Raw genomic sequence first — 10,973 nt, forward strand, 5'->3', positions numbered from 1 at the left:
ATGAAGGTGCTCCCACGGCGGCGCAGGGCCGTCCTGATCAATTCGGTGCTCGGAGTGGCGGTCCTCGCGGGCGCCGGCGGCGCCTACGCGGCGGTGTCCGGTGGCGGCGGCGGTCCGGCGCGCGATGCCGCGCGGACCGTGGCGGTGACCAAGGGAACCGTCCTCGCGACCGTCTCCGGCGCGGGTTCGCTGAGCTCGCCGAGCGATGCCGGGGTGAACTTCACCACCGGCGGCCGGCTCACCGAGGTCGCCGTCAAGGCGGGAGACAAGGTCACCAAGGGGCAGCTGCTCGGAAAGGTCGACGCGACCGCGGCCACCGAGTCCCTCGCTCAGGCCCGGGCCGCGCTGACCGCGGCCCAGGCCAACCTCACCAAGGCCGAGGCCGGCCAGGTGAGTTCGGCTCCGAGCGGCGGCGGTGCGTCTTCGCGGGGCGGTTCCGCGTCCACTCCCGCGCCGGCCGCCACTCCGACCGTGGACCCGGCGCAACTGGCCCAGGCCCGTGCCCAGCTCACCCAGGCCCAGAACGCCGTGGACGCCGCGCAGCGCGCGGTCGACGGAACGGTGCTCAAGGCGCCGGCCGACGGGACGGTGGCTTCCGTCTCGGCGAAGGTGGGTGACACGGTCGCCGGAACGGGCAGCGGCGGCAACGGCAACGGCGGTACGGGCGGCGGAAGCGGCGGGTCCGCCGGTAACTCCACGTCCTCCGGCGCTGGTTCCTCCTCCGCCCTCTCCGGGTTCGTGGTGCTCACCAACCCGTCCGGCATGCAGGTGACGGCGAGCTTCTCGGAGGCCGACGCCCTCAAGCTGAAGCCCGGCCAGCCCGCAACGGTCACCCTCAACGCGATGTCCGGGAAGGTCCTCAACGCGCAGGTCCTGTCCGTCAGTTCCCTGCCCCTGAGCGGCGGGTCCTCCGGTGGCGGCAACTCGGGAGGCGGCAGCGCCGTGCAGTACGCGGCCACCCTCACCATCACGAGCCCCACCGAAGACCTGCGCAGCGGCCTCAGCACCAGCATCCAGGTCGTCATCGGCGAGGCCTCCGGCGCCCTCTCGGTGCCCGGCGCCGCCGTGTCCGGGACCGGGGAGAACCGTACCGTCACCGTCGTCAAGGCCGACGGCACGACCGTACGCACCCCGGTCACCCTCGGCCTCGAGGGCGACAGCGCCGACCAGGTCGTGAGCGGACTGACCGAGGGCGAACAGGTGCAGTTGGCCGCGGTGTCCTCGGCCGGCAACGGCGGCTTCCCGAGCGGAGCCTTCCCCGGCGGCACCGGAGCCGGCGGTGCCCGCAACCGCGGGGGCACGGGCGTCCGTACCGGCGGGGGCGGGGGTGGCCGCGGATGACGCCTTCGCTGTGGCCTCGACGGACGCCGCGCCGTACGCCGCCCAAGGCGCTGCCCGGGGTCCCGCAGGCCGACGGGGCGCGAGGCAGCGTACCGCCGGTGATCGAGGTCCGCGCGCTGTTCAAGACGTACGGGCACGGCGACGCCGCGGTCCGCGCGCTCGGCGGACCGCGCGATCCCGCCACGGGCCGCGAGCCCGGCGTCGAACTCCTCGTGGAACAGGGTGACTTCGTCGCGGTCATGGGCAGTTCCGGTTCGGGCAAGTCGACCCTGATGAACATCCTCGGCTGCCTGGACGTCCCCACATCGGGCCGCTACCTGCTCGACGGGATCGATGTGGGCGGCCTGGACGAGCACCAGCTCTCGCTGGTCCGCAACCGCAAGATCGGCTTCGTCTTCCAGTCGTTCAACCTGGTGCCCCGCACCACCGCCCTCGCCCAGGTGGAGCTGCCGCTGGCGTACGCCGGGGTGAAGGCCGCCGAGCGGCGGCGCCGCGCGGAGGCCGCGCTCACCCTCGTCGGCCTGGCCGACCGCATGGACCACAGGCCCAACGAACTCTCCGGCGGCCAGCAGCAGCGCGTGGCCGTGGCCCGCGCGCTCGTCACCGCTCCCGCGATGCTGCTCGCCGACGAGCCGACCGGAAATCTCGACAGCCGCAGTACCGAGGAGGTCCTGGCCATCGTGGACCGGCTCAACGCGTCGGGCCGCACCGTCGTCCTGATCACCCACGAGGACGAGGTGGCCCGGCACGCCAAGCGGGTCCTGCGCCTGGTGGACGGCCAGATCGTCGAGGACGTGCGGCAGGCGCCCGTCGGCGGGCCCCCGCCCGCGATGCGCGGACAGCACGCGGTGTCCGGGCAGCACTCGGCGTCAGGGCAGCACGCGGCGTCCGGAGGTCTTCGGTGAACCCGTTCCAGACGCTGCGCTTCGCCTTCGGCGGTCTCGCGGCGAACAAGGTGCGCTCCGCGCTGACGATGCTGGGCGTGCTGATCGGCGTCGCGGCGGTGATCCTGCTGCTCGCCGTCGGCAACGGCTCCTCGCAGGCGGTGAAGGCCTCCATCGAGAAGCTCGGCACCAACGCCCTGACCGTCTCCTCCGGGAGCGGATCCGGCGGATCGCGCTCCGGCTCCGGCTCCGCCGGCGGCACCAAGCCGCTGACCGTGGAGGACGCGCGGGCGCTCGCCGACTCCTCGGCCGCCCCGCACATCGAGTCGGTGGCGCCCGAGGTCACCACCTCGCAGGCCGCTCTCTACGAGGGCACCTCGCACACGGTCGGCCAGGTCGTCGGCACCTACCCGGCGTACTTCAAGGCCTCCAACAGCAAGGTGGCCAAGGGCGATTACTTCAGCGGCGATGACGTATTGGCGTCCCGCAAGGTCGCCGTGATCGGCTCGACGACCGCCGCCGACGTGTTCGGCACGGCCGACCCGGTCGGCAAGAAGGTGGTGCTCGGCGGTACGCCGTTCACCGTGGTCGGGGTGCTCGCCACCAAGGGCGGTACGGGGTTCCAGGACCCGGACGACGTGGTGGTCGCGCCGCTGCCCACCGTGCAGAACGCCTTCACCGGCTTCGGCTCGGTCGGCCAGATCCTCGTCGAGGCCAAGTCCGCGGACGCGACGACGGGGGCGCAGAGCGAGATCACGAGCGTCCTGATGGCGCGGCACGGCATCAAGGACCCGGCCGCGCTCGACTTCCGGGTGGCCAGCCAGGCGTCCCTGCTGACCACGCAGGCGTCGACGAACGAGACCTTCACCGTGCTGCTGGGCGCGGTCGCGGCGATCTCCCTGCTGGTCGGGGGGATCGGCATCACCAACATCATGCTGGTGACGGTCACCGAGCGGACGCGTGAGATCGGCATCCGCAAGGCGATCGGGGCACCCCGGGGCGTCATCCTCGGCCAGTTCCTCGCCGAGTCGACGCTGCTGTCGCTGATCGGTGGCGGGCTCGGCGTCGCGGCCGGGCTGATCGGCTCGCACTTCACGATCGTCGGCATCAAGCCGGTCGTCATTCCGGAGTCGGTCGTCGGAGCCTTCGCCATCGCCGTGGTGATCGGGCTGTTCTTCGGCGGCTACCCGGCCAACCGGGCCGCGAGCCTGCGGCCCATCGAAGCACTGCGGCACGAGTGAGCCGGCACAAGCCGGCACGAGCAGGGACAGGGAGAAGCTGACATGGCACGACGCCGCACCGAACTGGAGAAGCAGCCGCAGGGGGCGGAGACGGGTGAGGACCGGTTCACACCGTTCGCCGACGTATTCGCCGGCTCGGCCCCAGCGGAGGACGCCACTGCGGAGGACGCCTCCGCTGAGGCCCCCTCCGCGGAAGGTCCCGACGCTGGACCCGCCGCCGACCCCGAAGGGATCCTCGCCGAGCCCCCGGACACCCGCGACATCTCGGCGGAGCTCGCCGCTCCGCCCCGGCCGCGGCTGCCGTGGCTGACGCTGCTGCTCTCCGGCGGGGTGGTGGCCGGGCTCGCGTTCGCCGGGGGCGCCCTGGTCGAGAAGGGCCATCTCCAGGGAACGGCCGGATCCGGATCCGCTGCCGCGTCCGCCGGGCGCAACCCGGCCGGCGGGTCCGGCGGGTCCGGCGGGTTCGGCGGGTTCGGCGGCCAAGGGCGTACGGGCTACGGCCAGGGAGGTACGGGAGCGGGCGGCCAGCGGCAGGGAGCCGGCGGGCAGGCTCAGGGAGCCACCGGGCAAGGGCCCAGCGGAACCGGAACCGGAACCGGGCAGAACGGCTCTCGGCAGGGGTTCGGGGGCGCGACGGGCGGGCTGGGCGCAGGGGTCGGCCTGACCACCGGTACGGTGAAGCTCGTCGACGGCACCACCCTCTACGTCACGGACGCCCAGGGCAACGTCGTCAAAGTCACCACCGACACCAACACCCAGATCACCGAGGCCAAGAGCGGCAAGGTGTCCGACCTCCAGCCGGGTCAGACCGTGACCGTGCGCGGCAGCCAGAACCCCTCCGGCGACGTCGCCGCGACGACCGTGGCCCAGGGCGGCGGGGGAGGTTTCGGCGGCGGACGGGGCTGATCACGAGAGGAAGGACCCGGCACCCCATGGACACCGCCACGCCCGAGGCGAGCCTGCTCGTCGTCGACGACGAGCCGAACATCCGGGAGCTGCTGTCCGCCTCGCTGCGGTTTGTCGGCTTCAAGGTCGCCTCCGCGGCGAACGGCGCCGACGCGCTGGCGGCGGTCGCCGAGGAGCGGCCCGACCTGGTGGTGCTCGACGTGATGCTGCCCGACATCAGCGGGTTCGACGTGGTGCGCCGGCTGCGCGAGGTGGCCGGTTCCGGGCCCGAGGCCGACCATCTGCCGGTGCTCTTCCTCACCGCGAAGGACGGCGTGGACGACAAGATCAGCGGACTCACGGCCGGCGGCGACGACTACGTCACCAAGCCGTTCAGCCTGGAGGAGCTGATCGCCCGGATCCGCGCGATCCTGCGCCGCACCGGTGGCCCCGCGGGCGAGGGGCGCCTGGTCGCCGGCGACCTCGAACTGGACCCGGTGGGCCACCAGGTGCTGCGCGGCGGGCGGCCCGTCTCCCTGTCCCCCACCGAGTTCAAACTGCTCGCGTACCTGATGACCCATGCCGATCGGGTGGTCTCCAAGATGCAGATCCTGGAGCACGTGTGGGCGTACGACTTCGGCGGCGACCTCAGCATCGTCGAGTCGTACATCTCCTACGTGCGCCGCAAGGTGGACTCGGGCGCGGACGGCTCGGCCAAGCTCATCCACACCGTGCGCGGCATCGGGTACGTCGTGCGCCGCCCGCAGGGCTGACATGGCGCGGCGCGCGGGCCTGTCCCTGCGTTCGCGGCTCGTGGTGCTCTCGATGGCCCTGGTCGCGCTGGGGCTGACCGTCAGCGACACCGTCGTCCTCGGGTCGGTGCGCACCCAGCTGGTGGGGCGGGTGGACCAGCAACTGGAGCGGTTCGGGGACTCGATGGCCCACCGGGTCCGGTCCGAGGGCATCCCGCAGCCGCACCCCGGGCGGGCGGGCGGCGGGCGGGCCTGGCTGCCGAGCCAGTACGTGATGGCCTTCGCGGACGCCGACGGCACCGTGTCGGACCAGTACCGGCAGCCCGTCGCGGCCGGAGATCCGGGCCCGCTGTGGCCGGCGATGGACGGGGCTGGGCTACGGGCCAGGCTCGGGCGGCCGTTCGAGGTGCGCGGCGACCACGGTGACGGCACCTGGTGGGTGCTGATCGTGCCGGTGGGCAGCGAGGACCCCGCGCTGCCCACCGGAGTCGTGGTGGCGGCCCCGCTGGACGACGTGACCTCCACCCTCGACCACCTGGCCACCGCCTTCCGGCTGATCGGCGTCGTGGTGTCGCTGCTGCTCGCGGCGGCCGGCTGGTTCGCCGTACGGGCGGGCCTGCGGCCGCTGCGGCGGATCGAGGAGACCGCGGCGGAGATATCCGCCGGGCGGCCGCTTTCGCACCGCATGCCGGACGCTTCGCCCCGGACCGAAACCGGAAGGCTGAGCAGCGCGCTCAACGGAATGCTCGCGCAGATCGAGTCGGCCTTCGCGGCGCGCGCCGCGTCCGAGGAGCAGATGCGGCGTTTCGTCGCCGACGCCAGTCACGAGCTGCGTACACCGCTGGCCGGCATCCGGGGCTTCGCCGAGCTGTACCGGATGGGCGCCCTGCCCGACGAGGCGGACGTCAAACGGACCATGGCCCGGATCGAGAGCGAGGCGGTGCGGCTCGGCGGTCTGGTGGAGGACCTGCTCACCCTGGTCCGGATGGACGAGCAGCGCCCGCTGGAGATCGCTCCGATGGACCTGCGCACCCTCGCGGTGGACGCCCTGCACGACACCCGGGCGCTGGACCCGGCGCGCCAAGTGGTGCTGACCGGTCCGGACGGCGCGGGCCCGCCGGGCCCGGCGCCGGTGAACGGCGACGAGGCGCGGCTGCGCCAGGTGGTCGCCAACCTGGTCGGCAACGCGGTGGCCCACACGCCCGCGGGTTCGCCGGTGCGCATCGGGGTGGGGAGCGCGGGCGGCCACGAAGTGATCGAGGTGGCCGACTCCGGGCCGGGTCTCACCCCGGAGCAGGCCGCCCGGGTGTTCGAGAGGTTCTACCGGGTGGACGCCTCCCGGAGCCGCCAGGCGGGCGGCGGCGCCGGCCTCGGACTGGCGATCGCCTCCGTACTCGTCCAGGCGCACGGGGGCGAACTGGAACTGGAGACGGCTCCGGGCGAGGGAGCCCTGTTCCGCGTACGCCTGCCGTCCGCCGGCCGCTAAACCGCCCGTTGCCGCAGGAGGGCCGGGCCCGTTAGCTGGAGCACCTGTACCCCTTCCTCACCCATCGGGAGCAAGCGGTGATTCCTGTGGTCTCGGACTCGGAGCGGCTGCTGTTCGGCGGCGAGCTCGCGTACGACATCGGCTGGGACAAGCACGAAGGCGCCTGGCTGCGGCTGGGGCTGTGGGCGATGGCCCGCGACCTCCCGGGGCTGGCCATGACGGGAGTGCGGCTGGCCCGGCTGGCCGATGCCCGCGCGTTACGGACCGTCCTGGCCGCCGAGCTGGGACGGGGTGTCGCGCAGGCGGTGGGGCTGGTCGCGGTCAACCACGTGCTCGGGCACATCCTGGCCGCCGGCACCACCAACGAGCGTCTGGTACGGGCCGTCCCGGCGCTCGCCGTGGTCGCGGTGACGGCGCTGGCCGGCTCGCTGCTGCGGTCGGCGTCCACGGCGGCGACCGGGGCGCTGGAGCCGAAGGTCCAGCGGGTGGCGACGGAGCGGTACCTGGGGCTGGTGCACCAAGTGGAGCTGTCCGCGATCGAGGACGACGAGTTCCACCGGCTGCTGGACGCCGCCCGGTACGGCGCCGACTCCGCCCGACGGATGATCCGGAACTGCACCAACACCCTGAACGCGCTGATCTCGCTGGTCGCGGCCGCGAGCGTGCTCACCGTTCTACACCCCGTGCTCCTGCCGCTCCTGATCGTGATGACCCGTCTCGCCCGCCGGGCCGCCCGCGTCGGGCTGATCGCCGACGGGGCCGGCGGGCTCGCCACCCTCCTCACCCACGGGGCGCTGGGGCTGCTGCTGTGGAGCGGGGCGATGGAGCTGGCCGTGGCCGGCACCGCGGTCCTGGCGATCCGCACCGGCGCCTCCAGCCTCGACGCCCGCGTCCTCCAGGTCACGGAACTCCACCAGGAGAGCCTGTTCGTGGCCGACTTCGACCGGCTCTGCGAGGAGGCGCGGGCGCGGGCGATCCCGGCGACCGGAGAGGATCTGCCCGAGGAGGTCCGGGAGGTCCGCTTCGAGAAGGTCACCTTCACCTATCCGGCCAGTGGCAAGGAGGTACCGGAACCGACCCTGCGCGAGGTCAGCCTGACCCTTCCCTTGGGCAAGGTCATCGCCGTGGTCGGCGAGAACGGCTCCGGCAAGTCCACCCTGGTCAAGCTCCTCGCGGGGCTGCACCAGCCCGATCCGGAGGGCGGAACCATCCGGTGGGACGACGTGGACGCCGCGCGCGCCGACCGGGCGTAGATCTTCTCCCGCGTCGCGCTGATGTCCCAGTCGTTCTTCCGGTGGCCGTTCACCTTCGACGTCAATGTCGCGATCGGCGACCCCGGCGCTCCCGTCGACGACGCGGCGGTCGAGGCGGCCGCCGCGTTCGCGGGCGCGGGAAGGCTCCTGGCCGGCCTGCCCCGCGGCCGTCGCACGTTGCTCGCACGCGGCTACCGGGGCGGGCACCAGATCTCCGGCGGGCAATGGCAGCTCGTCGGCATCGCACGGGCCCTGTACAGGCTGTTCCGGACGGCGGAGATCCTGGTCGTCGACGAGCCCACGAGCGCGCTCGACGCGGTCGCGGAGCAGCGGGTGTTCGATCAGATCCGGGCGCTGGCCGCGACCGGAAAGACCATCGTGCTGATCACCCACCGGCTGCACTCCGTACGCCGGGCCGACGTCATCCACGTGATGAAGGACGGGCGGGTCGCCGAGTCCGGCACCTTCGCCGAGCTCATGGACGAGGAGCGGACCCCGACGGGTGAGTTCCGGTCCGCCTACCTGGTGCAGGCCAAGGCCTTCGACCCGGCCGTCCCCGCCCAGCCGGACGGTTCCCACGACCGGGCCGCGGGCAAGGAAGCGAGCGTGGACCGTTCCTGAACGGCCCCCCGTCCGCGGCAGGCGGGGGCTGCGGCCGGGTGCGTACCACTCTGGAGGTACGGAGGAGTCAACTCCCTGGGGGCCGACAAGGGCCGGAGTGCTGGAAGGACACCGAGCACTCCGCCGCCGTCGACGCCGCCAAGGACATGGACCTGCTGCGCCAGGCCCTGGGCGAGGAGATGCTCACCTTCCACGGGCGCTCCTTCGGCAGCTACGTCGGCACCGTCTACGCCGCGCAGTTCCCCCGGCGCGTGCACGCCCTGGTCACGAGCTACCTCGCCACCCTGGCGCTGCCGGCGCGGGGCACCCTCTGCGCGGACGAGACGCCCCCCGAGCCGCTCACCCGCCGCGGCTCGGGCATCGAGGTGGACGAGACGCGGGACGTGATCCCCGTGCCGCGTTGAGCGCCTTGCCGTGAGCGCCCTCAGCGGGGCAGGGTGACGAGCCCTGCCTCGTAGGCGGTGATCACGAGCTGGACCCGGTCCCGGGCGTCCAGTTTGGTGAGCAGCCGTGACACGTGGGACTTGGCGGTGGCCACCGTGATGAAGAGGTCCTCCGCGATCTCGGTGTTCGACCGGCCGCGTCCGACGAGGGTCAGCACCTCGCGTTCCCGCTCGGTGATGCCTTCGACCGTCCTCGGGGAGGGCTCCGGGGCGGCCGCGGGCCGTCCGGCGAAGTCCGCGATCAGACGGCGCGTGACACCCGGGGCGATCAGTGCGTCGCCGGCGGCCACCACCCGGATCGCCGTGAGGATGTCGTCGAGCGCCATGTCCTTGACCACGAACCCGCTCGCGCCGGCGCGGAGCGCTCCGTAGACGTGCTCGTCCTCGTCGAAGGTGGTCAGGACGAGCACGCGGGCCGTCGCCGGACCTGCGGTGATCAGGCGGGTGGCCTCGATCCCGTCCATGACGGGCATCCGGATGTCCATCACCACGACGTCGGGGGCGAGTTCGCCGACGAGCCCGACCGCCTCGGAGCCGGTGGCGGCCTCGCCGACGACTTCCAGGTCGGGGTGGTCGCCCATGAGCACGCGCAGACCGGACCGCACCAGCGGCTGGTCGTCGGCGAGTACGATCCGGATGGTCATCGGGCCTCCACTGAAACTTCGACGGACGCGGGCGCGGAGGTGGGCGAGGACGTGGGCATGGGCATGGGCAGCGGCAGTCTGGCCGCCACCCGGAAGCCGCCCTCGGGGCGCGTCCCGGTGGTGAGCCGGCCGTGCAGCAGGGCGACCCGTTCGCGCATGCCCACGATGCCGAATCCGTGGGCCGGGCCGTGCTCGGTGGCACCGCGCCCGTCATCGACGATCTCCACGGACAGTTCTCGGTCCCCGTACTCGATGGTCACCCGGCAGAGCCCGGTGCCCGCGTGGCGGACCACGTTGGTCAGCGCTTCCTGGACGATACGGTAGGCAGACAGGTCGATGTCGGCCGGCACCGGGCGCTGTTCCCCGGTCCGGTGCACGTCGACGCGTACCCCGGCGTCCGCCGTCGCCGCCGCCAGCCGGTCGAGGTCCGCGAGACCGGGCGAGGGTGCGAGCGACGCCCGCCCCGAACCCTCGGCGTCCGGGTCGGCCTGACGGAGTGCCATCAAGGTCCGCCGGAGGCCCGCCAGGGTCTCCCGGCTGGTGGCTTCGATGGCGCGCAGCGCCTCCTGGGCCTCCTCGGGCTGGGTCCGGATGACCCGGCTCCCCACCCCGGCCTGGATGGCGATGATGCCGATGCTGTGCGCGACCATGTCGTGCAACTCCCGGGCGATCCGCAGCCGTTCGGCGACGACGGCCTCGGCCACCTCCTGGGCGCGCAGTGCCACCGCGTGCTCGCGGCGCTCGCGGACCAGCAGACCGGCCGTGCAGGCCGCGGCCACCGCCAGGACGGCGATCACGAGGTTGGCGGTCAGACCGTCCCCGTGCGCGAAGCCGCCCACGAGGAGCAGTTGGCCGAGGAGGGAGGTGGATACGGCGACGGTCGAGGCCCGTCGTGCGCGGGTGGCGACGATGAGGCCGAGGACGAGGTCCACCGCCAGGAACGGCAGGAACTGGCCCTGGTACGAGGCCGACAGGTCCACCCGGCCAGTGCTCGGGGGAACCACCACCACGGCGGTGGATCCGAGGAGCAGGAGGACAAGGACCAGGATCGGCGCGCGTCGCACGACGCCGAGGAGCAGGCTCGCCACCAGCAGCGCCACGAGGCCGTGGACCGTGCCCGAGGCGCGCGGGGCACCTCCCATGAGCAGACCCACGGCGAGGACGTAGAGGACGCCCCCCGCCCAGGCCATGAGAGGAAGGGCGCGTGGCGCGACGCGCGCGGGCGACGAGGTGGTCGGTATGGCATCCATCCCGCGACACTATCCAGCCACCGGCCCCGCGGCGTCGTCCCGGGGACGTACGCCCCCGGGCTAAGGCGGCCGCGCGATTGCATCCCGCGGCCCCATGACCGGGCGGGGGCCCTCCCGGCAGTGTTGTCCACATGATCGAAGTACACGAACTCAGCAAGCGCTACGGCGCGAAG

General features: G+C 73.1%; 11 protein-coding genes. 9 read left to right on the forward strand and 2 right to left on the reverse strand.

Annotated elements, in window-relative coordinates; all coding sequences use genetic code 11:
• The 9 genes from ACFXDJ_RS32645 (at position 1) to ACFXDJ_RS32685 (ending at position 8,867) form a co-directional block, all read left to right on the forward strand.
• A complete protein-coding gene (locus tag ACFXDJ_RS32645) occupies positions 1 to 1,341 on the forward strand; it encodes an efflux RND transporter periplasmic adaptor subunit (RefSeq protein ID WP_384662475.1) in 1,341 nt (446 codons plus the stop codon).
• Positions 1,338 to 2,246, forward strand: coding sequence for an ABC transporter ATP-binding protein (locus ACFXDJ_RS32650; protein ID WP_384662473.1), 909 nt, complete (start codon positions 1,338 to 1,340; stop codon positions 2,244 to 2,246). The genes ACFXDJ_RS32645 and ACFXDJ_RS32650 overlap by 4 nt, the downstream gene beginning before the upstream one ends.
• On the forward strand, positions 2,243 to 3,466 hold the full coding sequence (locus ACFXDJ_RS32655) for an ABC transporter permease (RefSeq protein WP_384662470.1): 1,224 nt from the start codon (positions 2,243 to 2,245) through the stop codon (positions 3,464 to 3,466). The genes ACFXDJ_RS32650 and ACFXDJ_RS32655 overlap by 4 nt, the downstream gene beginning before the upstream one ends.
• Positions 3,467 to 3,508: 42 nt before the next feature.
• Positions 3,509 to 4,372, forward strand: coding sequence for a DUF5666 domain-containing protein (locus ACFXDJ_RS32660; RefSeq protein ID WP_384851106.1), 864 nt, complete (start codon positions 3,509 to 3,511; stop codon positions 4,370 to 4,372).
• Positions 4,373 to 4,398: 26 nt separating this feature from the next.
• On the forward strand, positions 4,399 to 5,124 hold the full coding sequence (locus tag ACFXDJ_RS32665; RefSeq protein ID WP_384664119.1) for a response regulator transcription factor: 726 nt from the start codon (positions 4,399 to 4,401) through the stop codon (positions 5,122 to 5,124).
• A gap of 1 nt (position 5,125) precedes the next feature.
• Positions 5,126 to 6,589 (forward strand): sensor histidine kinase, encoded by a 1,464-nt coding sequence (locus ACFXDJ_RS32670; protein WP_384851108.1) that lies wholly within the window; start codon positions 5,126 to 5,128, stop codon positions 6,587 to 6,589.
• 77 nt (positions 6,590 to 6,666) lie between these two features.
• The gene (locus ACFXDJ_RS32675) at positions 6,667 to 7,842 is read left to right on the forward strand and encodes an ATP-binding cassette domain-containing protein (protein ID WP_384663527.1); all 1,176 of its coding nucleotides are present in this window, start codon (positions 6,667 to 6,669) and stop codon (positions 7,840 to 7,842) included.
• A 21-nt stretch (positions 7,843 to 7,863) separates the two neighbouring features.
• Positions 7,864 to 8,463, forward strand: a complete 600-nt coding sequence (locus ACFXDJ_RS32680) for a hypothetical protein (protein ID WP_384663525.1) — start codon at positions 7,864 to 7,866, stop codon at positions 8,461 to 8,463.
• A gap of 38 nt (positions 8,464 to 8,501) precedes the next feature.
• Positions 8,502 to 8,867 carry an alpha/beta fold hydrolase gene (locus ACFXDJ_RS32685; RefSeq protein ID WP_384663523.1) on the forward strand — a complete coding sequence of 122 codons (366 nt, stop codon included), beginning with the start codon at positions 8,502 to 8,504 and terminating at the stop codon, positions 8,865 to 8,867.
• A 20-nt stretch (positions 8,868 to 8,887) separates the two neighbouring features.
• Here ACFXDJ_RS32685 and ACFXDJ_RS32690 read toward each other — a convergent pair whose 3' ends face one another.
• Both ACFXDJ_RS32690 and ACFXDJ_RS32695 read right to left on the reverse strand, forming a co-directional pair.
• Positions 8,888 to 9,550: a response regulator gene (locus tag ACFXDJ_RS32690; protein ID WP_384663521.1), complete on the reverse strand. Its 663-nt coding sequence runs from the start codon at positions 9,548 to 9,550 to the stop codon at positions 8,888 to 8,890.
• A complete protein-coding gene (locus ACFXDJ_RS32695; protein WP_384663519.1) occupies positions 9,547 to 10,800 on the reverse strand; it encodes a sensor histidine kinase in 1,254 nt (417 codons plus the stop codon). The genes ACFXDJ_RS32690 and ACFXDJ_RS32695 overlap by 4 nt, the downstream gene beginning before the upstream one ends.
• Positions 10,801 to 10,973: the final 173 nt, after the last annotated feature.

The organism is Streptomyces sp. NPDC059443, assembly GCF_042750105.1.
Taxonomy (GTDB): domain Bacteria; phylum Actinomycetota; class Actinomycetes; order Streptomycetales; family Streptomycetaceae; genus Streptomyces.

Excerpts from the sequence above, each read along its gene's own strand:
- ACFXDJ_RS32670 (WP_384851108.1), top strand. The coding sequence starts at position 5,126 with ATGGCGCGGCGCGCGGGCCTGTCCCTGCGTTCGCGGCTCGTGGTGCTC.
- ACFXDJ_RS32645 (WP_384662475.1), top strand. The coding sequence starts at position 1 with ATGAAGGTGCTCCCACGGCGGCGCAGGGCCGTCCTGATCAATTCGGTG.
- ACFXDJ_RS32660 (WP_384851106.1), top strand. The coding sequence starts at position 3,509 with ATGGCACGACGCCGCACCGAACTGGAGAAGCAGCCGCAGGGGGCGGAG.
- ACFXDJ_RS32690 (WP_384663521.1), bottom strand. The coding sequence starts at position 9,550 with ATGACCATCCGGATCGTACTCGCCGACGACCAGCCGCTGGTGCGGTCC.
- ACFXDJ_RS32665 (WP_384664119.1), top strand. The coding sequence starts at position 4,399 with ATGGACACCGCCACGCCCGAGGCGAGCCTGCTCGTCGTCGACGACGAG.
- ACFXDJ_RS32680 (WP_384663525.1), top strand. The coding sequence starts at position 7,864 with ATGTCCCAGTCGTTCTTCCGGTGGCCGTTCACCTTCGACGTCAATGTC.
- ACFXDJ_RS32695 (WP_384663519.1), bottom strand. The coding sequence starts at position 10,800 with ATGGATGCCATACCGACCACCTCGTCGCCCGCGCGCGTCGCGCCACGC.
- ACFXDJ_RS32650 (WP_384662473.1), top strand. The coding sequence starts at position 1,338 with ATGACGCCTTCGCTGTGGCCTCGACGGACGCCGCGCCGTACGCCGCCC.